The following is a 25095-nucleotide window of genomic DNA, read 5'->3' as shown; positions in this document are numbered from 1 at the left end:
AGAAGGATAACAAACATCCTACAAAATCTTTTTTAAAGTATCATCTCGATCAATAAAGTGATGCTTAAGCGCTGCCAGAATATGCAAACACAATGTGGCTATCAATGCATAAGATAACCATTCATGCACCTCAGTAAATAGCAAAAGCCGATTTTCACTAGGAGATACTAAATTCGGCAATACAAATAAGCCAAAGAAAGATACCGGTAACCCAGCAGCTGAAGTAATCAACCAACCCGAAACTGGCAATGCAATCATAAAACCATAAAATAACCAGTGCACCACACGTGCTGCTCGTTTCTGCCAGCGCGGAATAGTTTCTGGGAGTAAGGGAATTATATTGCCTAGACGCCAAGCTAGACGCAATAACAATAATAGCAACACTAACATCCCAAATTCTTTGTGCCAGCCATAGAGTTTAAGCTTCCAGTGACTAAGGGGTACACCAACCATATAAAGCCCCAAAGCCAAAAGCCCAATAATTAGAATTGCCATCAGCCAATGCAGCCAAATAGCCACAATGCCGTAACGGTTTTGAGAATTCTTGATCTGCATAAGTTTTGCCTGCTGCCAAATCTCTAAACAATAACTGCCATCCTAGGCGTTGGCCCCAGGGCTGTCATCTCATTCGCAACACTCAGGATGACACCGATGGCTACCCCACTTTAGAAGCCTCAGCCTCAATTTCAATTTTCACATCATCACCCAACCCCGGCAAATATTTATCAATACCAAAATCAGAACGCTTCACAGTAGTGCTGCCAGAAAATCCCAAAGTCTGTTTTTGCGTAATCGGACTAACGCCACTTTTATTTAATTTAACATCTAATGTAACCGGCTTGGCAACACCATGCACAGTCAAGGTACCAGAAACTTTTGCCTTATCTTTTCCCGTCATATCCACTTTATCACTGACAAAAGTAGCGGTTGGAAATTTTGCCACATCAAAAAAATCAGCACTTTGCAAATGCTCATCTAACTTGGGAATGCCGGTGGTGATATTTGCAGTATGAATCACAATATTCACTTTATCATTTTCAGGTTTAGCTTCATCCCAAGTCAATGTGCCTTCAGCCATCCATTTCCCAGATGGATTGGAAAAACCAAAATGATTGATATGCCATAAGACATAAGTATGACCCGGATCAAAAGTATATTGATCGGCAGCATGCGCAACTGACAGCCATGACCCAGACAAAACGAAAAGAAATAAAAATTTGGAAATAACAGATTTCACGAATTGACCTCCTGGTATTAAGAATCGATTGAACGCAGCATATTGTCTCTGATCGTAAATGAAGTCAAGGATGATAGCATACGGAGATCATTCACTTATACTCAGATGACCCCTGCTTGACAATGCGTCTTATGCCATGTCAGACTCAAAAGATAATAAAAATAAAAAAATATGATAAGGGAAATACCGTGGAAGAAAAAAAATCTGCAACATCCCAAGCATCACAAAGTGAACATACACCCAGCAAACCCTGGCTTATTTCTTCCGTATTTACCTGGCTCGTTATCACAGCTCTGTACATCAAAGAACAAATGAATAGCGAACATTTTGACTCGCAAAAATCATTTTATCCTGCCTTACTGATAATCCCCGCTATTTTATTTATGGTGGCCAAAAAAAATAGTGCACCACCTGTAAAGCCTAAAACTATTTCTGATCTCATTGAAAAAAGCACATTATTACCCTCTAATTTTCCAGCCAGTGATGCCCCAATAATACCTGCCATACTGGGTGAAAGCACAACTGAGAATAAAATAACTGACAGCGGTGAATTAAAATTAGGCGCACCGCAACCCACTCCTATCAGTGATAGCATAACTGATGAAGCTACTGACCCCGATGAATCAAAAATACGCACAACTCCTCCCACCCTCGTAGAAAGATTATGTAAAGCACTGCAGGATGGAGCCGACTTACTGCCCAGCATATTTCTAGTACAATCTTGCATTAGTCTTGTACAAAATATAATGGCAGAAACTAAGAATAATGAACTCTATACCTTCACTGTCATTGCAGGTTTAGCGACCGGCGCTTTAGTCGAGATTTCACTTAGCGCAGTCAAAGTATTTAAAGTTGGTTTAACCTCAGAAATAGCCGCAGGGGATCTGCCAGAAAAAGGTATCATTTATATTAGTGTTGATGGTAATTTTAAATATACTCTCATGGATAACCACGGAGAAATACATAGAGATATAGACATTCCTCGAGAAAAATTAGATCCATCCAAATTTCCCGATGATAAATACCCAATATTATTAAGAACCGCATTAAAAGAGCATTTGCCTACTATTTTAGAAATCACCTCAAAAAATGGACACACCCCCAACGATCCTAAATTTAGACGCAATCTAGAAGCAATAATTTCTCATTCGCGTAATCATGTTCTACTTGCATTGCAATTTGTTTTAAGTACGGTTATGACTAGACGATTACCAGCAGTGAAAGGGCCTTTTGATACGATCGCCTCTTCAGTTTTCACTGGATTTAATTGGTCTAGGTTTGTACAAAACTTATTTGTTAAGGCTCAAGATAGCTTAGATGATACCAGAAGAATGCGCACACCTATGTCATCCATCGTTGAAAGACCTCTGGAAATGCCTGTACCGACCTTCGCCTGTCCTAATTGGGTCTATGATACTATGCGCGCATTATTAGGCGTAGGCTGTATAGGATCAGCATTCTATTTAAAAAACCGAGAACTACCCGACCCAGAACTTCTAATTGAATGGAGCGCCTATTGGCTTGATAGTGTAGGAGGTTATTTCTTAGGCTCTGCCGTAGGTATTCCATTAGGACGTTTAATTAATTCTCATGCCCCTGGCTACAGAAATTTATTTACTACGCTTTCCAACCAACTGATTGTTTTCCTTATTTCACCAAATTTAGACTCGTTCGCAGACAGTATAAAGTCTACGGCGCTATTAACTGCAGCCGGCATTTCTTGTGGATTAGCCCAGGAAATTACTGAAGAACAAATAAAATCACAGCTGCGAAAACGCGAAGAAAGAAAAAAACAAATAGAAGGATTATTTAAAAAACATCAAAATAATGAACATATGAAACACCTATTTGATTTTTTTGAAACACCAGATGGACAGCTTTTATTAAAGCAACATAAAAAACAATACTTAGCCTTGAAGAAATTTTTATTTAATGCAGTTTTCTTTTCTTATATGGTATACAAAATAGCCTCAGCCTCATTCCCTTCGGCATGGCATAATGATAAACAAAATGCCTGGATAGATATTCTAACTAGTATTAACATAGCTGCTATGCTGTTCGGCTTTAACTCTATTTTCCCAAAGATGCGTCCGGCAAGAGATAATGTTGATTTTTTATATAATTGGAGCTGGAAAAAATTTATTTTTGAGCCTAATTTTGAATTAGCTTTTATGATCAATGTCGCTTTTAAAATCCAATATAATCCTAAATTCGCTGGCTATATGTCCTTGGTTGCTAATGCATTGCTGAGCAATCCGATGGTATTGTTATTTGTAGCTAAAGCCTCTGGGGTATATGAGATCCAGATTAATGGGGTTGAAGAATTTAATACAGAGGACATCCACGCCTTAAAAGAGCGTCTAGTAAATGGATACGGCAAAATCAACAGATCACTGGCTCAATATTTTATGGATACTTATGGAGAGCAATTAAGAGCCCAATACGAAGAACAACCAGACAAAACTGATAAAAAACACTCAAAACGATCTAAAGATGGAGATTTAAAAGCTCCGCTTTTAGCAAAAGTGGGTAGCTTCAAATCTCCAAACCGCGAAGAACTCAAACACGTTGCCGCTGACCCTTCAAATGTGGTTTATGATAAAACTTCTCAACCAGATCCTCATCATGGATTTAGTGAGTCCAATCTTAGTGGCGCCATCAGAGGGCCTAATGTTTCAGGAAATTTTTCAGAGTAACATCACATTCTAGCATAGCGGGTCTCAACATACTATCCGAAGAGTTACATTTTTATATTGTTATCCTCCTGATATAACTGTGCCATAGATTTAATCGTTGGATGGCTAAATAAATCTGCAACCGGTACACGACGCTGAAAAACCTGTTCAATTTTTTGCACCAGACGCACACCCAGCAATGAATGTCCGCCTATTTCAAAAAAATTATCATCAACACCAATCGGTTCAACTTTTAAAATCTCATGCCAGATACTGGCAATCTGTTTTTCCACAGAATTACTGGGAGGTCTATAATTTAAACGGCGCTGATAAACTGGCTCTGGTAACGCTTTATAGTCAAGTTTGCCATTTACCGTCAACGGAAACTCGGGCAACCAAACTAAACTATTTGGCAGCATATACTCCGGCAAGAGCTGACGTAAATAAGTCAGCATCACCGCCTCATCTAACATCCGCTTGGCGGTATAATAACCTACCAGATATTTAGGATAACTATTAAAAACCACGCGTTCTTTAAGCAATACAACCGCTTGCTTAACACCAGGATAACTGGCAAGTTTCGCCTCAATTTCCTTTAATTCAATTCTAAAACCACGTATTTTAACCTGCGTATCATTTCTGCCAATATACTCAATACTACCATCTGGCAAATAACGGGCTAAATCGCCACTACGAAATAATTTTGCATTACTACCTAGCTGTTTTTCCTTGGCCGTTTGAAACGGATTATCAATAAAACGTTCTTGCGTTAATTCAGGCAAATTGAGATAACCCTGCGCAACACCCTCTCCACCAATAAATAATTCGCCTATCGCGCCTATAGGCAACGGATTCAGATATCGATCCAAAATATAAATCGTCGTATTGGCAATGGGTTTACCAATTTGGGTGTTTAAATCATGTTGCTGATAGTGATGCAAGGTCGCACAGACAGTGGTTTCAGTTGGACCATAAGCATTAATGATATTAATATGATGGCTTTTATAATAAGCCAATACTTTTTGCTCAGTTTTTTCCCCTGCTACTATCAACGTCTGTAACGCTGGCAGCCAATCTAAACTTAATAACGCGGGCGGTAATGTCGCTATGGCAATGTGCTGCGCCTTTATATACTCTGATAATACGCGAACATCTTGGCGTATCGCCTCTGCTGCTACATGAATCACATGCCCTGTGCATATCACCGCAAACAGTTCCCACACATGCGCATCAAATACATAATTGGCATACCATAAACAATTCAAAGGTTTATCTTGAGAGGCTTTAAATAATCCTAAAGTTTTGGCTTGCATATGCAGCAAATTAACCACATTTTTATGGGTAACCATCACCCCCTTGGGTTGACCGGTAGTGCCACTCGTGTAAATGACATAGGCTAAATGATTGCTCGTTATATTTGCTGTAAGATCAGCCGTCGAATACATAGTCAGGCTATTACTCAATGCCTGACTATCCATAGCCTGCACTTGAGTAGAAAGCTGTTTTTGCGCAACCATTCCAATTAAGCTGTTGTGATGTATGGCCTGGGTCAATAATAGTTTTGCCTTAGTATCTCCTAAAATAAAACTGATGCGCTCCTCTGGATAACTGGCATCAATAGGCACATAAGCAGCACCCGCTTTTAAAACAGCTAAGATAGCAATTAACATTTGCTCACTGCGCTCTAAACACAGCGCAACTAAATCATTGGCTTTAATTTGATAAATATCACGCAAATAACGCGCAAGACGGTTAGCCTGGGCATTTAATGCTGAATAGGTTAGTCGAGTATCTACAAATACCACAGCTATGTGATTAGGTGTCTTCTTGACCTGCTCCTCAAATAACTGTTGGATAGATTGATCTTTAGGATAATCGCTCTCGGTCGCGTTCCAAGTATTTAGCATTTGCTGTGTTTCTTGTTGACCAAGAAAATCTAGGGTGTGTATATCCGCATGAGGATTTTTGGCAATACATTCGGTCAAAGTAATAAAATGTTGTGCTAAACGTTGTATCGTAGTGTCCTCAAACAAATCCGTCGCATATTCAAATCGACAAGTGATATGGTCGTTGGCTTCTATGCACTCCAGCGTTAAATCAAATCTAGCCATCAGGGAATCAGCATCGACAGTGATGTTGAGATCCGGTAATTCCAATGCAGATTTTGTATTATTTTGTAAAACAAACATCACTTGAATTAAGGGATTGAAACTTAAGTGCCGCGGAATATTTAATGTCTGCACGACCTGTTCAAAAGGAGCTTCTTGATTCGCTAATGCATTGAATAGCGTCTGCCTAGTTTGTGCCAGTTGTGTTAAAAATGGCGTCGGCGTATCGGCTATTTTAGCGCGTAATGCCAAGGTGTTGACAAAGAAACCAATTAAATTTTTAACTCCCGGGTGATGACGTTGCGCTACCGCAGAACCTACCACCATATCAGTTTGTTGTGTATATCGATATAACAATACTTCAAAAATAGTCAGCAACACCATATACAAAGAACAGCCTTGTTGCTGAGCCAAAGATTTCAATTTTTTTACTGTTTGCGAAACTAATACAACTTCCGAGCTAGCACCTTGAAAGCTGGCAACGTGAGGACGCGGTTTGTCGATAGGCAGCATCAGTAAGGGGGGGGCATCTTGTAATTGCTGCTGCCAAAATAACAATTGCTTTTCAATCACAGCCGCCTGTGTTTGTTGCCACTGACAGTAGTCAGCATATTGTCTTTCTAATTGCGGCAATGGCTTACTTAGATGCTGGGTGTAGGCGTTATATAATTGACTTAATTCATCCATAAAAATTTCTAAAGACCCACCATCAACAATGATGTGATGTACTACCAGCAATAAAATAAATTCCGATGTTTCGTTATTCATAGTCAATAAATATGCACGCAATAAATTTCCTGTGCTCAAATCAAACGGCATAGCAATTTTTGCTTGCATAAATACTTGCGTCTGCTGTGCAGCAGTTTGCATTGAATTATCTACAAAATGTTCTTGCAATAAATGAAAATCAGCGGCAGGTAAAATATGTTGATAAGGTTGTCCATCCATTTGTAGGAAGGCGGTTCTTAAGATTTCATGCCGCACGATAATGGTTTGAATGGCTTTTTCTAATACACTGATGTTTAACTGTCCCTTGATATGCATAATTTTACCTAAGTTGTAAAAGGCATGCTCGGGATGTAATTGATGTAAAAACCATAAACGTTGCTGGGCAAATGACAAAGGAATTTTTTCATCACGGCGAACAGCAGGTAAGGCGTCAGATCGGCGCAGTTGGCTAATAGGAGCAGTTAAAGCATTTTCAATCATTTTTGCTACTTCAGCCACACTCGGATCTTTAAAAAAACATTGCATGTCAAGTTCGATACCCCAGGTTTCCCGAATGCGAGCAATTAATTGCATGACGCTTAAGGAATCCCCACCTAAATCAAAAAAATGGTTCGTTAAATGAATAGACTGCTGCTCAAAAACTTGCATGTATATTTGCACAAGTTGCATTTCGATGGGTGTTTTATCCTGGATTGGCTCATCTATGGCTGACACAGCACTATTGGTTTTTTGCATCCATTCATAAAGTACCTTGAGCTTATGTTCTTGGAACAGTGTTTTAGTCTCACGCCGTCTTTTTTTACCGCTGGTGGTTTTTGGCAAACTCTTAGGAGAAATAAGCACAATGCTATATACAGCTAATTGATGATGATCTATGACAGCGCGATGGATACTTTGACAAACACTTACATAATCAGCTTCATCTTTTAACCTATCGACTTCACATACAACAACAAGATGCTCAACTGTTCCAACGGTAATTGGAAAAACTGCACAACAACCGTAACGAATTTGTGCATGGCAATTCTCTACCGTGTATTCAATATCCTGCGGATAATAATTGACACCATGAATAATAATCAGATCTTTGATACGACCTGTGACATATAAGTTTTGATCTTTAATGAAACCTAAATCGCCGGTACGCAAATAAGCTGTAGATAAGTCATTGTGTAGATGTGCTGTAAATGTTTCTCGTGTTGCTTGTGCATTGCCCCAATACCCTTTGGCAATGCTATCACCTTCTACCCAGATTTCACCTATCTCGGTATCGTTACAAAGGATTTGGGTATCTGGATTGACGATAGCGACATTTTGAACACAACGACCGCAATTAATGAGTTGTTTACCTGTATGCTGCGTGGTTTCATAGCCTTGCGAACGTTTTGCACCTGCTACAAATAATGTGGCCTCAGCTAACCCATAACAAGGATAAAAAGCTTTTGGGTTAAATCCAAAAGTTTTGAAACGTTCAGAAAAACATTGTAAAACTTGCGGATGAATCGGTTCTGCGCCATTAAACGCCAGCTGCCAATCTCCAAGATTTAAATTGGAACATTGTTCATCTGTTATTTTGCGCGTGCAATAATCGTATGCAAAATTGGGTGCACCACTGATATTGGCTTTATAGTCACTTATAGTCTGCAACCAACGCACAGGATTTTGCAAAAAAGTTACAGGCGACATTAAAGTGCATTCCATACCTACATACAAGGCCGATAATATATTACCGATTAAACCCATATCATGATAAGGTGGTAACCAGCTGACAATACTATCGCTAGTGTCCAAAGAAAATCCTTCACGAATCAATTGCAGATTATGCAATAAATTCTGATGACTTAGCATCACGCCTTTAGGGTTTCCCGTAGAACCTGAGGTGTATTGCAAAAATGCCAATTGCTCATTTGTTATACTAGGTTTGTGCCAGATTTCTGCCTGGTTAAGTGCCACTCTATCAGTGTAAACCCAAGCTAATTTTTCAAAATCCAGGTGTTTGAAAAATTTGAATTGTTTTACTTTTTCTGCAATGTCTTGCGTGGAAGCAATTAAAGACGGTGTCGCATCAACGATTATTCGCTGTAACTTTTCAGCCAATTTGATGTTTACGGGTGGATAGATAGGAATAGCAATTAAACCTGCATAGATACAACCAAAGCTAGCAGCAATGAGTTCTAATCCAGGAGGATATATGAGTAAGACACGATCACCTGGCATTGCATTTTTTGTCAGTTCTACGGCGATTGCCTTAGCTTGACCCGCCAATTCTGCATAACGCAAAATAGAAACATCATCAAAACGTTCAGATAAAAATCGGTACAGAATATCTGTTGGTCTTTGGCTGGCGCGTAGTTCTAATAAATCTATTAAATTATCGCCACAGAAATTTTTTTCTATCATAGCCCGTTTCCTTATTGTTATATGTATTATTTTTTTTATATTAGACTGGTATTACAAGCAGCAAATTCGAACTTTAATTAATCAAGTAAAATTAGTAAATTAGTAGATATATTGGCATTATAGTCAAAAGCGAATGAAATAAATTAACAGATGTCAGCCATTAAAGAATAAGAATGTCAGCAATAGGCTTGAGATTTTGTGATACTTGGCAAGTATAAGATAAAGCCACAAAACGCATTTCGAATATGTGAAAAATTAGCACTGATTACAAGGCTAAATGTGTGAATTGCCGTCTTGAATATCTTGGATGACCGCATGACAACGCAATGCTACTCGTGCTTCTAAACCACCAGGAATAATGACTAACTGCGATCCTAGCGATTTAAAATTGGGGATTTGTTCTTCTGTTAAACCAAACAATTGACTGGCTTCGAGCAGCAAATCTTTAAATTCTGATATTTTTTCCTCAGAACTACTATTGTCCTCCGCCCATCTTTCGCCTTTTCTTAAAAATGTTTGCGTCGCAGCTATTAACCAATCATTAGCCTTCAGTACTTCTTCCAACCCATAGGCCACAGGACTATGAAATTTATTCGGTATTTGTATTTGATAGATTTTAAACAGCCGTAAAATGCCTAATTGTTGCTCTAAGCTGAAGCCATGCGCTTGCAATGCCATTTTTAAGGGCTCAGGAAACTCTTGATCTAATTCAGCTTGCAACGAAGCAACTTGATTGTTGTTTGTATGTGAATTGGCGCTTGACATTGCTCACCTCACCCATTCAGTAAAAAAAATTTAGCTATTACTTCCAACAAAAAATTATTCTCTTAATAATATTTTATATTCAGGATGACGCGCAATAATACGCTCAACAAAGGGGCAGGAAGGAATAATTTTATAATTATTTTCTCTAGCGTAGTCCAAGGCAAATTTCACTATCTTTTCACCTATTTGCGAACCACGTAGTTCTGGCGGCACAAAAGTACGGTAATAATTTAAAACCGAATCCTCCTCAAGTGCATAATCTAATTCCGCAATCTGACCATTGATATCAGCGAAAAATTTTTTGGTCAGCTTATCGTGCTGAATAACTAATTCCATTTTGTGCCCCTTTATTCAAAAATAACCTACAGTCCCAAATTACCATGTATCGTTCTAACTGGATCTAACTGATTCAGGGTATAAAAATGCAACGCTGCCGCACCCTCAGAAAGCAATCTCTCACAGAGTTTAGTCACTATTTCAATCCCAAGTGATTGAATCGACTGTGGATCACTGGCATACAATTCCAAACGTTTACGAAGCCACAAAGGAATCTCCGCACCACAACTCGCTGAAATGCGCAACAATCTGGCATAATCATTAATCGGCATAATCCCAGGAATAATCGGAACTTTTATCTCCAATTGATGACAACTTTCTAAAAAACGCGCATAGGCATCGCAATTATAGAAAAACTGCGTAATAGCACTATCAGCCCCTGCGTCAATTTTGCGCTTAAAATGCATTAAATCCTGTTCACTATCCTTTGCTTCTGGATGAAACTCAGGATAAGCGGCTGCCGTAATATGAAAATAATTTCCAGATATTTTACGAATATGGGCAATTAAATCACTGGCGTATTTAAACTCTGAAACCACCATGCCCTTATCTGTGACCAAATCACCACGAATCACCACCAAATGCCGCACACCAAATTCCATATAACGATGCAAAATGCGTTCCAGACGTTCAGCTGTCATATTCACGCAAGAAAGATGTGGCACTGCAGTAATATCATTTCTCGCAAGGCTTCGCACAGCGACCAGTGTTTTTAATTGATGTGCACCAATGGCACCGAAAGTGACAGAAAAGAACCGTGGACCCAGTTCTTGCAACTGGGCACACGTTTCATTGAGTTTACGAAACCCATTTAGCGTTTTCGGTGGAAACACTTCAAAGCTAACAGGCACTTTTGATTTAACTTGCATAGTTAAGCTTCTCGCGAAGGCAATTCTTCTAATGAAGCGCTTTCTTGATTATATTTTGTTCTGAGAGATTTTGCCGCAGAAACCATGTTCGTTAATGCCTGCTCTACTTCTGGCCAGTTACGAGTTTTCAAACCACAATCGGGATTCACCCACAAACGTGCAATTGGCACATATTTAATGGCATTTTCCAGTTGCGTCACAATTTCTGGACTAGAAGGAACACGCGGAGAATGGATATCATACACACCCGGTCCAATTTCATTTGGATAAGAGAATGACTCAAACGCTTTGAGCAATTCCATCTCAGAACGCGAGCTTTCAATTGTAATCACATCCGCATCTAATTTAGCAATGGAATCAATCACATCATTAAACTCAGAATAACACATATGCGTATGAATTTGCGTTTCATCCTGCACGCCACTTGCCGAGACTCGGAAGCAATGCACTGCCCAATCTAAATATTCTTGCCAATGATTTTTACGCAGCGGTAATGCTTCACGGAAGGCCGGCTCATCGATTTGAATGACATTGATGCCGGCTTTTTCCAAATCCACTACTTCATCACGCAGCGCCAAAGCAATCTGCAAAGCCGTAGTCGCATGAGGTTGATCGTCGCGCACAAAAGACCAGGCTAAAATTGTAACCGGCCCCGTTAACATGCCTTTCACCGGACGCTTAGTCAAACTTTGTGCATACTGGCTCCACTCTACCGTCATCGGCTTGGGTCGATAAACATCACCAAAGATAATCGGCGGTTTAACACAACGCGAACCATAACTCTGCACCCAACCATTACTGGTAAAAGCAAAACCTTGCAATAATTCACCAAAATATTCCACCATATCATTGCGTTCAGCTTCTCCATGCACTAGCACATCCAGATCTAAATGCTCTTGTCTTTTAATCACATCGGCAATTTGTTCGCGGATCTTTTGGATATAAGTCTGCGCATCAATGTGACCGGCTTTAAAATCCTGACGAATCACACGGATTTCTTTAGTTTGCGGAAAAGAACCGATGGTGGTAGTCGGCAGCAACGGTAGTTTTAACACCTTATGTTGAGCCAGTGCGCGTTTGGCATAGGCGTTTTTACGCTCGGCATATTGTTTAGTTAGCGAAGCGAGGCGCTGTTGTACCGTGGCATTATGTATACGTGTTGAATGCTGACGCGATTGCAATGCTGCTTGATTTTCAGATAATTCACGAGAAAAACTGGTCTGACCTTGATTCAGAATATTGGCCAGAACTGCCACTTCATGGACTTTTTGCGTTGCAAATGCCAACCAATTTTTAAGTTCAGCATCTAGTTTAGTTTCGTTGTCCAAATCGACTGGTGTATGTAGTAAAGAACTACCAGTAGCAATCCATAAACGCGCACCTAAAGTTTTTTTAGCGTCATGTAACACTTGAGACAATTTATTTAAATCTGCCTTCCAAATATTTCGACCGCTAATGACACCTGCAGAAATAATTTTATCGGCTGGAATTTGCGCGGCTAATTGCGATAACTGTTCAGCATCAGCAGATACATCCAAATGCACACCATCGACCGGCAATTTTTTAACTACTGCCAAATTATCTTCCAACCCACCAAAATAAGTTGCTAATAATGATTTTACCTGTTTGAAGTCTAATTGCTTATAAACTTCAACAAATGCATCTTGCCAAGCTTTGGGCAAATCTAAGATCAGGATAGGTTCATCTATCTGCACCCAATGAATTTTTTTAGCATTGAGTTGATTGATAATTTCTTGATAAACCGGTAGCAATTTTTTTAATAAGGTTAATTTATCAAAGTCTTTGCCTTTGGTTTTGCCTAACCATAAATAGGTCAATGGTCCAAGCAACACCGGTTTAACTTGATAACCTTTGGCTTGCGCACGATCGATAGCGTTAAATAAAACATCGCTGGCCAAATGGAAAGTTTGCTGCTCAGTGAACTCAGGCACGATGTAATGATAATTGGTATTGAACCATTTGGTCATTTCGCAAGCCGTGGTTTCCTGCACTTTGGGTGCCTGGCCACGCGCCATACAAAAAATGGTATTGATATCCACCTTGCCATTATGCTTGCCAAAACGTTCAGGAATGACGCCTAACAAGGCGCTGGTATCCAACACATGGTCATACCAGGAAAAATCACCGACTGTAACATAATCAAGACCAGCATCGGCTTGAAGTTTCCAGTTATGCTCCTCTATTTGTTGGCCCACTTTCTCCAATTCAGCTAAAGAAATTTCTTCACGCCAATAGGATTCTACTGCTTTTTTGGCCTGTCGATGGCTACCAATTCGTGGAAACCCGAGTATATGCGACTGGTGGTGATTGGTTTCGGTCATGCTTTGTTCCTCGTGTGTATTTATGTTGTTAAACAGCCTTAGGTTAAGCACCGTACCCCCTCTCCCTAACCCTCTCCCATCCCGCAAGGGGATTCCCTTCGGTCACAGACGGGAGAGGGGATACGGTGCTTATCCAGACGTGTATGCCCAGAAAAAGAGAGGATGCAGTACATAACCTAACGCCTACGCCTCCTGTGAAAGAGGGAGTTTAGCCATAGCCTGCTCCAGATCCAAAATAAGATCCTCCGCATCTTCAATGCCAATAGAAATTCGTACTAAATCTGCTGCAAATAATCGCTGCTCACTCGCCACTGATGCATGTGACATAGCGCATGGCAGACTGATTAAGCTGGTTAAACTGCCAAAACTCACTGACTTGATAAATAATTGCGTGGATTGTACCAGGCGGCTAGATAATTTTGCTGAACCCGTAGCAAAACTGATAACAGTACCGCCACCTTCGGCCTGACGTTTTTGGATATCAACACCTGGGTGAGAGGCAAGCGTGGGATAATAAACCTTTTTTATGAGCGGATGATTTTGTAAATAAGTGACTATTTTTTCAGCGGTGTTTTGTTGTCGTTCCACACGTAATCCCAAAGTCTTCAATCCTTTTAGCAATAACCAGCATTCAAACGGTGCCAACGCACTGCCTTCGGCATTTTGGATAAAAGCAATTCTGTCAGCGGTATCTAAGTTATTCACTATTATTACACCAGCTGTGACATCACTGTGTCCAGATAAATGTTTGGTTGCAGAATGGATGACGATATCTGCGCCCAAGGACAAGGGTTGTTGCAACCAAGGGGATAAGAACGTATTATCTACTACCAATTGTGCACCTTGAGCATGCGCCAATTGTGCCAGTGCCTTTATGTCAGAAATTTTCTGTAATGGATTCGAGGGTGTTTCAATGAGAATCATGCGGGTTTCTGGTCGCAGTGCATTGGCAACTGCATTGAGGTCAGTGGTATCTACCAGCGTAGATTGCAACCCGCGTTGTGGTAAGCGTTGCGACAGTAGACGATGCGTGCCGCCATATAGATCATCCCCAGCAATGATATGATCGCCATAAGATAATAATCCTATAATTGCCGTCAATGCCGCCATACCGCTGGCAAAAGTGAAAGCGGAGGTTCCACCTTCAAGCCGTGCCAACTGCTGCTCCAAGACCGTGCGGGTCGGATTGCCGCTGCGCGTGTAATCATATAGATCCATCTCAGGCGATTTTTGCGCAAATGTGGCCGTTTGATAAATGGGGGTGCAATTCGGGTGATAAGGGTCGCCCGGATTGGGATTAAAATGTACTAACTGTGTCCAACGCTTCATAATGATGACCTTTACTTACTCGATGAGACGGAACAGCCACAGTATCGACCTGATGATTAAACGACAACGTCAGCAAATCTGCAAACACCGCCTCTGCTGTCGGCCAACGGCCAGCACCTTTGCCATGCAGATGAATAGCTTCTTGATGGCCAGTTTCAATAACGATGGCATTATTGGCTCCTGAAATGGCGGCTAACGGATGGGTATAATGCAAAGCTACCGGCTTAATATTCGCTTGAATTTTGCCATCATTTAACACACAACTGGCAATTAGCTTGATAATATTACCTTGGGCATACTGCTCGCGAAGATGGTTTTCACACACATCTTGAATGCCTTCTACCAAAATACTGTCTGGATCACGACCAAACGCAAAACGGGAAATAATCGTGGCTTTCTGTGCCGCATCCAGCCCCTCAATATCAAAACTCGGATCACTTTCCGCAAATCCATGCAATTGCGCAATATGTAAGGCTTCAGAAAAAGTTTTACCTTCTTTGATTTTTTCCAAAACAAAATTACAGGTGCCATTTAAAATCCCAGTGATTGACTGCACAGTATTTTCGGGTTTATTTTTTATGTGTTTTAAAATTTCCAAGATCGGCACAGCGCCAGCCACAGCTGCTGAATAATAAAGATGTGCGTTGTTTTCGTCCGCTAATTGCGATAACGCCAGACCCTGCTCAGCAATTAATGCTTTGTTGGCTGTAACCACATTCCGACCCTGCCTTAAAGCTGCTTCAATCCACTTGCCAGGTTCAGCTATGCCGCCAATTAACTCCACCACGACATCAGACTCTCGCGCCAATATCTCATCTATATTATCTGACACCAATCCTGGGCGTGTATCATGATGCTGATGCTTGGCAATATTTTTCACAGCAACACCTACCACTTCAAATAGTTGTCGGTTAGCCAGCAAATGTTTATAAACACCTAATCCCACCGTACCCAAACCTAATAATGCTACCTTGAGTTTCCTCGGGTGACGTCGAGATGGAAGGGCAACAATCGATGTTTCACTCCCTACTAAAGTTTGACTCACACTCGTTAATGATTTCACAATAAATTGAAAATTTTTGCTTTGAGCAAATTTAACGGCTTTATGCTGTATCACTTCATAGGAAGTTTTCAAACAATCGTTAAAAGTAATGCATTCAAAATGTTGCGCATCAGGTGCGTACTCGTTGGGATCTAGATCAAATATCCCCGGGGTATCTTTATAAATCACACACTTTTTGGCATTTAACGCCCAGCCTGCGAAAATAGCCGTATAATCAGAACCACCACGGCCTAACAGAGTCACTTCAGATGCCAAATCACAGCCAATAAAACCTGGAATAACTAAAACTGAATATTCGGCAAATAATTGGTTGATTAAGGTAGTATCTAAGCTTATGGGATCTGCGTTAAGTATCGGTCCTTGGGTAGTTAAACAGCGATGATCCACTTTTCGCGCTTTAATTCCCGCACGATCAAGGCCAATAGCAAAAAGTGCGGCGGCACTGATTTCTCCAGTAGCCAATAAAGCTGCATATTCCAAAGGCGGTAAAGCTGAATTTTCATCGCCGATTAATTTTTTACTTTCATTAATTAAATAATCGGTGGTATCGCCTATGGCAGAAACCACTACCAGCACTTTATAACCATTGCGTAAATATTGATACACTGCATGAATCGCTTCAGGGATAGCTTCAACTTTTGACAATACTGAGCTGCCAAATTTAACTACGACTACATTCAAATCAGTTGCAAAGCAAATTCCAGAATTCATGTTAACCTCCGCACTTTGCAAACGCTTGCTCTAAATCCTGAATAATATCTACAGGATTTTCTAACCCCACCGATAAACGAATTAAACCATCCGTGATACCAATCGCATGGCGCTGTTCAATCGGCACTGGACCATGTGTCATGGATGCTGGATGCGTAATCAACGTTTCCACTGAACCGAGATTTTCCGCCAAAGAACATAATTTTACGGCGCTCATTAATTTCACTGCCTGCTCATAACCGCCGTTCACTTCAAATGTCAAGAGGCCCCCAAAAGCCAGTTGCTGACGCTTGGCTAATTCATGCTGCGGGAAACTCGGCAAACCAGGGTAAGTCACCTGCTTTACTTTGGCATGACCATGCAAATATTCTGCAATGATTGCGGCATTGTGAGAATGTTGTTGTATGCGCAATTCCAAAGTTTTCACACCTTGCAAGGTTAACCAGGCATTAAACGGTGTTTGAATAGCGCCAATGGCATTACGTACATAATCAAATTTTTCAATCAGGGCTGAATCTTTAGCCAATAAAGCACCTCCGACTGTTGCATTATGGCCATCGATATATTTGGTGGTTGAATACAAAACAATATCAGCGCCTAATTTAAATGATTGCTGCAAGGCTGGAGTTAAAAAGGTATTATCGACGGCCAGCAGAATTTTTTGTTCGCGGGCAATGTGCGAAATAGCCTGAATATCAGTTAGTTTTAACGTAGGATTGGCTGGCGTCTCAATGAAAATCAGCTTAGTTGCCGGCGTGATAGCCGCCTTAACTTTTTCAGGAGCGGCCGTATCGACAAAGCTGGTGGTCACACCAAATTTCACCAATATCTCTCGCAAAAATCGCACCGTACCACCATAGACCACATCCGAGCAGATAATGTGATCTCCGCTTTGCAAAAGTGATAAACATAATACCGTTGTGGCCGCCATTCCGGTTGAGAAGCACACTGCCCTGCCCACACCATCTAACTCCCCGAGTTTTTTTTCTAATGCTAATACTGTGGGGTTGGCACTGCGCGAATAGGTATAACCTTTATGGACGCCAACCGCTTCTTGTACATAAGTGGTGGTTTGGAAAATCGGCGTTAATATCGCTCCAGTCGTTGGATCCGGCGTCACGCCCGCATGAATACTACGCGTACTGAAACCATATTCTGGCTCGACATGATTTATCTGCTGATTTGGGTGTATTTGGCGAACTTTTTCTTGAGTAGACATAAACTTTAATCCTCATAATGCAATGTTTTTAGACGTAACAAAATCAAGCAGCCTATTTGACGTCCAAAGTAAAATTTTTTGGAATAATTCAAACGAAAAAAGCCTGTTTTAACAGCGCCCCCAGGAGAATCTGAAGAGCCGATTAAAACAGGCTTCACATGTGCATTAATAACGGATGGAAGAATTCTGAAACAAGATAAGAAGGAAACTGGTGGTGATGACTGCAGTGGATTTTTTGCAGATATTTCATAAAGTACCTCAAACGCTTTAGCAGATTTATACAGCGCCTGCAATCTGAAACTCAAATGGGCGCTACCTTTAATTTTTGGATGATAACATAGTATAATTTTATATGCAAGTCTAAGGTTTTGTCTAAGTTTTCTTTCTGTAACTGATTAGAGATGACGCTCACCCCACCTTAGCCCTATCTTTAATCCAAAACGAGTAGCTTACTATTGTTCTTTAAAGAGTTCTGCAAAATATATTCTTCAAATTCATCCAATAGATTATTAATTTCTCTAAAACTATTTTTAGGGAGTTGGCTGTGAATCGACTCTAGATCTTTGTCTATACATTCAATTTGTTTATAAAATACCTCAACATCAGATTCATCAAGTTTGATATTTTTCTCCTTTAATTTTGAGATATAATTTTGTAAAATATCAATTGCTTTTCTTATCTCCGCAACCCTAGCATCTTGAAAGAAGGACGACATTCTTCCTCTCGTAACACCAAATCCTGGCTCTTCTGTTGCCTCTGATGATTTTAGCGCACCGGCAACATGTTTATAAAACTTCTTGAGTACTTCACTTAAATCTAATTGATTTCCTGTGCGAGGAATAAAATGATGTTTCTCATCGCGTACAGATTTTTTTCCCGAAAGTTCGGGCGCATTGTGATTATATTTGGACGTCGCCAAATCCAGCAAGCTTACAAAAGTCTTGAAGCGGCCATCATCAAATACTTGCGGCAACATTTTAGCTGCACTTTTAATACCCTCAGCACCAAGCGTGCCACCATGCAACCCAGCCTGCATTTGAATGATATAAGTTTCGATGATCGCTTCTGCTATAGCCGTATAGATTTGTCTTTGCGCCTCATCCATCTGGTTAAGATTAGCGGAATGTCCGGTTATCTCATGATAAGTCGCATCTATAAGCGTCATTAAGCGTACTATACCTTCGCGATCTTTCGCGCTAACGCATCCATCCAATTGTATTACCCAAGCTTTATTGCCTTTGATAGCTAAGATGTCCGCTTCCAATTTCTTCTCAAGCTCTGCCAAGCCTTCCTGGAGTGAATTTAAGTCGGAATTCTTATCACCCTCCTTTTTCACCATTTCTATTGTTTGTTTAAATACATTATATTCGTCGAGTTTATTTTTCAAAATTGGCAACAACAATGCTTTATCCGAATCCTTGATAACTTCAGGTGAATGGCATAAAAATTTTGCTTGAATAGGCACTGGGCATGCCGACATGCAACGATCAATTAAATAAGCAGCCTGTTTAAGTTTAGCAACCAATTGTACATTCTGATTCCGCGGATCATCCCCTATTTTTTGTTGCTTACTTGGATTAATTAATAAACGCAGTAGTTCAATAGTGGTTTGGATTAATTTTATCAATTCACGATTATTTTGATTTGCTTCGTTAAGTACGGCCTTAACATTTTCTTCATTTAGGCTTGTACCATCTTTAGTCAACAACAGACTCCAAAATTCCTTGCGTTGGGAATACGCCTTTTGATTTAAAACCTCCCCATGCTCAAGCAATATATTCAAATAATTTAAGATTGCATAAACCCCGCCTAATTCGGGCGTTAAAAAAGTCCTCCCCACATTAGCTGGGGTATTGGAATAATAAATACCAGGCATTGGAGATTTGACATCTTCGATTGCACCTTTTACATCATTATGAATATCCAGTTCACCCTCTTTACCCAGCATAGGCGTAATTAACGTATGCATATTGGTCACTAATGCCGGCATGGTGGCCTGAAAACTTTCAAGATTTAATCGCGTCAGACGTTTGGCTTCATCGCTGGTATCTTTAAATCCAGGGCTTGCCATATGCGGACCGCGATATAACAATTTCCAACCATCTTGATCGCTTATAAAAAGACGGTCGCAACCGGCATTTCGATTGCCCGGCATTTTTAAACTGCGCATTTGCGTCGCCAAGGTAGGCGCCAGATCTAAATCCTTGTCTACTCGTGTTGCAAAATCATCAACAAACGCTTTCTGCTGTTGTTTTAAATCTTTATACCAAGCCTTATCTCTTCTTCCCTCATATTCTTTGATCATTACATCAGTCTTAGTGGGAATAGGCGCATCGATATGCAACAAAACACGTGATTTAGCGGTTTTTTCATCATTATTTTTAATATTAATTGCTTTAACTGTCACTAGAGTATAAGGACTTTGATCTGTATTACAAAAATCCTTATTTTTTGATAACATTTTATCGGCTGTCGCAGCATCTTTGCATGGTTTTGGAATTAACCACTTTTGAATGATATCTTGAACTGCTGTTGCAACTAGATTTTTTGAATTTATTTCAGATTTACTGCCATGACTGCACATATCGTTTAAAAATTTATTCGCTTCTAATAGAAATTCTTTTCGTTTCTCATCAGTTAAGAGTTTTTCTTTATCCATAATTTTTAGCGCCGTATGGAAGTAATTTAGTCCCATGACAGCAAAGGCTGAAAGCGGCAATTTTTCTTTATAGGTCTTACTATCATTTTGATGGATCGCATTTCTTAAATACAGGCCTGTTTTTGCATCAAAGGTCGAATATATCCCTCTGGAATTATCACTAAATTGATTCAGACGGAAATACGCCAAAGAAAAATTACCTTCCAATACATTAATAACAGCACTAGCAAATAATTCTTCGCCGTATTCGCGAGAAGCTCGCTTATTTTTGTTATCTTCGACCGCTCTAGCAATAGATGGAGGTAGGGAGTCTGAAAACAATGTAGGTTGAGCTATATGAGAGATACTTTTGCTATCCTTCTTATCAACACCTTGGCTCACAGTAGGCAAATCAAAGGGTACGATAGGTTGGCTTGTCAGCTTAGGTGGGTTATCTTTCGCAAAATAATCATGTTGAAATCGCGGCACTGGAAGTGATGAAGCCAATACCCCTGTAGATGATGAATCAGAAGATAGTGAACCACGGGTGCTAGATTCAATGCTAGGTGCTGTTGTATCATTTAATCCAACACTGCGGTTCCCATACCATGCCCAATATTGAATTGAAGGTAGAGACTGTTTCAATAAATTAACTTTTTTATCTTTGTCTGATACATTACTGAGTAGTACCTGTGCAGTACTAATACCTTTATTATCTTTTTCCTCGGGTGTTCCCGAGATTTTGACTGGCTCTTTAAGTTCTGACATTTGCACCCCTCTCTACAAATTTAAGCTTATATTAAATTGCTAAACTTAACTTAGTATTAAAAAGCTTGCGCCAGAACAGCCTCCGAATCAACTTTGGGTATAAGATATACTATATTTAGGTCGAACGTTAAAAACCCAGTTTTAGATTTTTAAAACTGGGTTTTTAACGTTCAATGACTCAGCCGGTTCACTTTCACTGCATGATCTTAATGCGCTTGATGATGGCTTACGACAGGTCTTAAGTTTATAATACAATGTGATAGAAATAGATTATCTAGATGGGAAATCAAGAAGTGGCAAACTGCATTTCCTCCGCCGTCAAACATAACGGTAACAACGGCAACATAGACGGCTCGGTAATATAGTATTGGCACATTTGCCGGATATTTTCTCGATAATATGCTCCACCGTACCCGACAAAGCGAGTGACAATATCTTGTGTTGCCATATCATTCAATCCATCGCCCACATAGACTAAGCGTGGATGCTGCTTCTTAAGCTGCTCGACAATATGGCGCTTACCATCCGCCAATACCAATGGCGAGCGGTGATCAAAGTCAAGGTAATTACCGCTATCATCAAAATAAACTTCTACCGCAAATACATGCGATTGTGGCAAATTTAAACGCAAAGCAAAACCCACCACAGCCGGGTATAACCCAGCCGAAACGACATATACGGCTTTGCCTAAATCTGTTAACACCTGTAGTACTGTTAGCAAATCCGCAGTTTTATGCAAGAAATATTTTTCGCCTAAAGTTCTAACCTGCTTCACTGTCGGTAAAACCAAGGCCAAACGTTGCCGGTACAATTGTGGGTTAATACCAGTATGACCCATCGCTTCCTCTGTCAATTTTTTAACCGCTGCACCAACGCCATTAGCCTCTGCTAACTCATCAATGCCTTCTATGCTGCTTAATGTGCCATCGCAATCAAATACCACAGCATCCATTGGTATTAATGGATGACTATCATGAAGTAACATGCGCTGATTCCTGAGCAATCAATCTAATTTTCTCCAAACGCCGCACTTGAATCACACCCTCAATAGCCGCTATTTCACTAATAACTGCCGCATTTACTTCACCTTCGACATCAATCAGCGTATAAGCGATTTGATCGCGAGATCGATTCAGTAAATCTACAATATTTAATTTCACATCCGCTAATTTAGTGGAAATCTGCGCCACCATGCTGGGAATATTGGCATTCACTATCGCCAATCTCACCCCATGATTAAATGGCATTTCAATCGTAGGAAAATTCACCGAATTGACGATATTACCGGTTTCCAGATAATCACGGATTTGCTTAACTGCCATCATCGCACAGGTTTGTTCAGCTTCGCGGGTCGAAGCCCCTAAATGTGGCAAGCTAATCACCCGCGGATGATCTTTTAATTGCGCGCAGGGGAAATCACAAACATAACTCAATACTTTACCTTCATCTAAGGCAGCTCTCAGCGCAGTTTTATCGACTATGCCATCTCTGGCGAAATTCAGCAGTATTAAATCGGTTTTAGCCAAACGCAGACGTGAAGCAGCAATCAGATGTCGGGTTTCAGGAGTCAATGGCACATGCAGACTAATTACATCTGACTGCATAATTAGTTCATCTAAGCTCAATACTTCTTCCACATGTGCCGACAATTCCCAGGCACGTTTAACCGTAATCGTCGGATCAAAACCAATCACCCGCATGCCCAGAGCAATGGCTGCATTCGCAACTTTTACCCCGACATTACCTAAACCCACAATGCCTAAAGTTTTACCCGGCAATTCAAATCCGGCAAATTGCTTTTTGTCACGCTCGACTTGCATATTAATCAAAGTATCATCGCCACTTAGGCCGCGGACATAACCCCATGCCTGACAAATATTGCGACAGGCCAATAATAACCCTGCTAGCACTAATTCTTTCACCGCATTGGCATTAGCCCCCGGCGTGTTTAACACCGGTATACCCAGCTTGGTAAACTTATCGACTGGAATATTATTAACTCCCGCACCGGCACGCGCGATTACTTTAACGCTCTCTGGCAGCTCTTTGTCATGCAGAGAAGCTGAACGCACTAAAATGGCATCTGGATTAGTCAAATCGCTGCTTACTTCATACAGCTGGCGTGGAAATTGGTTTAACCCCAACGCATCAATCGTGTTGAGTGTTTGGATTTTATACATGGGTGACCTCAGCAGAAATATTGAGATAGAAAGGAGGTATAGTGTAAGTAGCTGTCATCCTGAGCGCAAGCGGTAGCTGTCATCCTTATCCGCTGCCATCCCTTCGCGCTGTCATCAGGGGTTGACAATGCGGACAATAGACCGAACTACGCTGACCAATCCGCATAGCCTTTAATCGCAAGCCACAATCAACACAAGCCTGCCCTTGACGACCATACACCTGTAATTGGTTAACAAAATATCCAGCCTTACCCTCACTGTTAAAAAAATCCTTTAAAGTAGTACCACCTTTAGCAATCGCTTGACGCAACACCGCCTTAACCGCTATAACTAATTGATTGAATTCCTCTAAAGAAATATTGTCCGCAGGTCTTGCCGGGTGAATCCTGGCAGCAAACAATGCTTCATTAGCATAAATATTGCCAACACCCACTACAATATTAGCGCTCATGATAAAATTTTTAATTGGCATTTTTCGGTTACGCGCCAATTGCCATAAATATTTACTAGTAAATTGCCGCTGCAATGGCTCTACGCCTAAATTTTTTAGTAATGGATGCAGTAACGGATCGCCCTCTACCCATAAACACGCGCCAAATCTCCGCGGATCGGTGAAACGTAAAATCAGCTGGTTGCAAAACTTAATATCGAGGTGATCGTGTTTTTGAGGCACAGTAGGTTGACTGAATATGCGTAACCGTCCCGACATACCCAAATGTATAATCAAGCTACCATTATCTAACTTGAATAATAAATATTTACCCCGCCGCTCAATAACATGTACAGTTTGACCTGGTAAAATTTTATTAATATTAGATGGTATAGGCCAACGTAAACGCGGGTCACGCACAATGACTTGTTGAATAATTTGTCCTTCCAGGTAGGGCTTAAGACCTAGACGGGTAGTTTCTACTTCAGGGAGTTCAGGCATATTGGGCTTCTTATGAAGAGTTTTTCAACGATATTTTGACAAAATTTTTAAAGCCATTAATAAATCATTAATAATCATCGGGTTCATATACTCCCTATTTAGCAAAAAAAATTGAAATATATGACTAAACATCGCTTTGAAACTATACCTGAAGAAACTAAAAAATTACATTCCTCTCAGGATATCCTGCATTCTTTAATTAAAAACACATCTTCTGACACATCGATAGAGGAGAAACCCCAAGGCAGAAGCTTATTCGGAAAGCCTAACCCTCATCGAAAAGATCAAGAAAAATCACCCTTTGCTTTTCCTATCGATCTAAATGCAGCACATAGACGTAATCTTAAATCTATTAAGACCGAATATTCAAGACGTAAAACTTTTATAGAGCAGCGATTAACTCAAGATGAAATTAGTGCACCAGGTTTAAAGTTTGCGACCTATCAGCAATTAGCGGAGGAACGAATTAACACAGTCAAAGCCAAAAAAAAATTTGATCAATCTAAACTTATACAATTAAGAAAATTAGAGGCGAATATCGATAAAATAATAGAGCTAAATCAACTATTCAACCACGCCAAAAATGCCGAAGCGCAACAACAGCTCTCTGAATCTAATTTTAAAGATTATGCTTACTTATGTGAACGAAGAGTGGAAGAATTAATTTATCAAAACATAAGACTTACTCGGCCAGAAATAGAACGTTTTACACTGATGAGCGCAGCCATTGAGGAGTTACAATTAGATGCCCGCATTCAAAAAACATCCAAATAACGTTTCAAGTATATTGTTCCC

General features: G+C 40.3%; 16 protein-coding genes. 2 read left to right on the top strand and 14 right to left on the bottom strand.

Annotated features, from left to right (window positions below; all coding sequences use genetic code 11):
• Nucleotides 1-18: 18 nt before the first annotated feature.
• Nucleotides 19-555 carry a cytochrome b gene (locus tag VHE99_07465; protein ID HVV68850.1) on the bottom strand — a complete coding sequence of 179 codons (537 nt, stop codon included), beginning with the start codon at nucleotides 553-555 and terminating at the stop codon, nucleotides 19-21.
• Nucleotides 556-655: 100 nt separating this feature from the next.
• Nucleotides 656-1237: a YceI family protein gene (locus tag VHE99_07460; protein ID HVV68849.1), complete on the bottom strand. Its 582-nt coding sequence runs from the start codon at nucleotides 1235-1237 to the stop codon at nucleotides 656-658.
• A 188-nt stretch (nucleotides 1238-1425) separates the two neighbouring features.
• On the opposite strand from VHE99_07460, the gene VHE99_07455 reads away from it, so the two are divergent.
• Nucleotides 1426-3933: a hypothetical protein gene (locus VHE99_07455; GenBank protein HVV68848.1), complete on the top strand. Its 2508-nt coding sequence runs from the start codon at nucleotides 1426-1428 to the stop codon at nucleotides 3931-3933.
• Nucleotides 3934-3977: 44 nt separating this feature from the next.
• Here VHE99_07455 and VHE99_07450 read toward each other — a convergent pair whose 3' ends face one another.
• The 12 genes from VHE99_07450 to mutM form a co-directional block, all read right to left on the bottom strand.
• Nucleotides 3978-9149, bottom strand: a complete 5172-nt coding sequence (locus VHE99_07450; GenBank protein ID HVV68847.1) for an amino acid adenylation domain-containing protein — start codon at nucleotides 9147-9149, stop codon at nucleotides 3978-3980.
• A 273-nt stretch (nucleotides 9150-9422) separates the two neighbouring features.
• Entirely contained in the window at nucleotides 9423-9914 is a 492-nt protein-coding gene (locus VHE99_07445; GenBank protein ID HVV68846.1) for a hypothetical protein, read from the bottom strand.
• Nucleotides 9915-9968: 54 nt separating this feature from the next.
• Nucleotides 9969-10250: a GNAT family N-acetyltransferase gene (locus VHE99_07440; protein HVV68845.1), complete on the bottom strand. Its 282-nt coding sequence runs from the start codon at nucleotides 10248-10250 to the stop codon at nucleotides 9969-9971.
• Nucleotides 10251-10276: 26 nt separating this feature from the next.
• On the bottom strand, nucleotides 10277-11119 hold the full coding sequence (gene metF, locus VHE99_07435) for a methylenetetrahydrofolate reductase [NAD(P)H] (GenBank protein ID HVV68844.1): 843 nt from the start codon (nucleotides 11117-11119) through the stop codon (nucleotides 10277-10279).
• 2 nt (nucleotides 11120-11121) lie between these two features.
• Entirely contained in the window at nucleotides 11122-13461 is a 2340-nt protein-coding gene (metE, locus tag VHE99_07430) for a 5-methyltetrahydropteroyltriglutamate--homocysteine S-methyltransferase (protein ID HVV68843.1), read from the bottom strand.
• A gap of 183 nt (nucleotides 13462-13644) precedes the next feature.
• Entirely contained in the window at nucleotides 13645-14790 is a 1146-nt protein-coding gene (locus VHE99_07425; GenBank protein ID HVV68842.1) for a PLP-dependent transferase, read from the bottom strand.
• Nucleotides 14759-16564 (bottom strand): homoserine dehydrogenase, encoded by a 1806-nt coding sequence (locus VHE99_07420; GenBank protein ID HVV68841.1) that lies wholly within the window; start codon nucleotides 16562-16564, stop codon nucleotides 14759-14761. The genes VHE99_07425 and VHE99_07420 overlap by 32 nt, the downstream gene beginning before the upstream one ends.
• Before the next feature lies 1 nt (nucleotide 16565).
• Entirely contained in the window at nucleotides 16566-17783 is a 1218-nt protein-coding gene (locus VHE99_07415; protein ID HVV68840.1) for a PLP-dependent aspartate aminotransferase family protein, read from the bottom strand.
• Between the two features lie 430 nt (nucleotides 17784-18213).
• Nucleotides 18214-21189 carry a hypothetical protein gene (locus VHE99_07410; GenBank protein HVV68839.1) on the bottom strand — a complete coding sequence of 992 codons (2976 nt, stop codon included), beginning with the start codon at nucleotides 21187-21189 and terminating at the stop codon, nucleotides 18214-18216.
• A gap of 286 nt (nucleotides 21190-21475) precedes the next feature.
• Nucleotides 21476-22174, bottom strand: a complete 699-nt coding sequence (locus VHE99_07405) for an HAD-IB family phosphatase (protein ID HVV68838.1) — start codon at nucleotides 22172-22174, stop codon at nucleotides 21476-21478.
• Nucleotides 22161-23369: a phosphoglycerate dehydrogenase gene (locus VHE99_07400; protein HVV68837.1), complete on the bottom strand. Its 1209-nt coding sequence runs from the start codon at nucleotides 23367-23369 to the stop codon at nucleotides 22161-22163. Before VHE99_07400 ends, VHE99_07405 begins: the two co-directional genes overlap by 14 nt.
• Before the next feature lie 85 nt (nucleotides 23370-23454).
• Entirely contained in the window at nucleotides 23455-24300 is an 846-nt protein-coding gene (gene mutM, locus VHE99_07395; GenBank protein HVV68836.1) for a bifunctional DNA-formamidopyrimidine glycosylase/DNA-(apurinic or apyrimidinic site) lyase, read from the bottom strand.
• 120 nt (nucleotides 24301-24420) lie between these two features.
• Between mutM and VHE99_07390 the strand changes: the two genes are divergently transcribed.
• Complete coding sequence (locus VHE99_07390; GenBank protein HVV68835.1) at nucleotides 24421-25074, top strand: hypothetical protein; 654 nt, start codon at nucleotides 24421-24423, stop codon at nucleotides 25072-25074.
• Nucleotides 25075-25095: the final 21 nt, after the last annotated feature.

It is taken from the genome of Gammaproteobacteria bacterium (genome assembly GCA_035546635.1).
Lineage (GTDB): Bacteria > Pseudomonadota > Gammaproteobacteria > JAURND01 > JAURND01 > DASZWJ01.
Note: the sequence above shows the minus strand (reverse complement) of the source record. Positions and strands in the feature narration are given on the sequence as shown.

What these genes read in the sequence shown, in the direction of transcription:
- VHE99_07445 (HVV68846.1), bottom strand. Translation starts at nt 9,914, where the DNA reads ATGTCAAGCGCCAATTCACATACAAACAACAATCAAGTTGCTTCGTTG.
- VHE99_07450 (HVV68847.1), bottom strand. Translation starts at nt 9,149, where the DNA reads ATGATAGAAAAAAATTTCTGTGGCGATAATTTAATAGATTTATTAGAA.
- VHE99_07405 (HVV68838.1), bottom strand. Translation starts at nt 22,174, where the DNA reads ATGTTACTTCATGATAGTCATCCATTAATACCAATGGATGCTGTGGTA.
- VHE99_07420 (HVV68841.1), bottom strand. Translation starts at nt 16,564, where the DNA reads ATGAATTCTGGAATTTGCTTTGCAACTGATTTGAATGTAGTCGTAGTT.
- VHE99_07390 (HVV68835.1), top strand. Translation starts at nt 24,421, where the DNA reads ATGACTAAACATCGCTTTGAAACTATACCTGAAGAAACTAAAAAATTA.
- VHE99_07425 (HVV68842.1), bottom strand. Translation starts at nt 14,790, where the DNA reads ATGAAGCGTTGGACACAGTTAGTACATTTTAATCCCAATCCGGGCGAC.
- metE (HVV68843.1), bottom strand. Translation starts at nt 13,461, where the DNA reads ATGACCGAAACCAATCACCACCAGTCGCATATACTCGGGTTTCCACGA.
- VHE99_07400 (HVV68837.1), bottom strand. Translation starts at nt 23,369, where the DNA reads ATGTATAAAATCCAAACACTCAACACGATTGATGCGTTGGGGTTAAAC.
- VHE99_07440 (HVV68845.1), bottom strand. Translation starts at nt 10,250, where the DNA reads ATGGAATTAGTTATTCAGCACGATAAGCTGACCAAAAAATTTTTCGCT.
- VHE99_07410 (HVV68839.1), bottom strand. Translation starts at nt 21,189, where the DNA reads ATGTCAGAACTTAAAGAGCCAGTCAAAATCTCGGGAACACCCGAGGAA.
- VHE99_07415 (HVV68840.1), bottom strand. Translation starts at nt 17,783, where the DNA reads ATGTCTACTCAAGAAAAAGTTCGCCAAATACACCCAAATCAGCAGATA.
- metF (HVV68844.1), bottom strand. Translation starts at nt 11,119, where the DNA reads ATGCAAGTTAAATCAAAAGTGCCTGTTAGCTTTGAAGTGTTTCCACCG.
- mutM (HVV68836.1), bottom strand. Translation starts at nt 24,300, where the DNA reads ATGCCTGAACTCCCTGAAGTAGAAACTACCCGTCTAGGTCTTAAGCCC.
- VHE99_07465 (HVV68850.1), bottom strand. Translation starts at nt 555, where the DNA reads ATGCAGATCAAGAATTCTCAAAACCGTTACGGCATTGTGGCTATTTGG.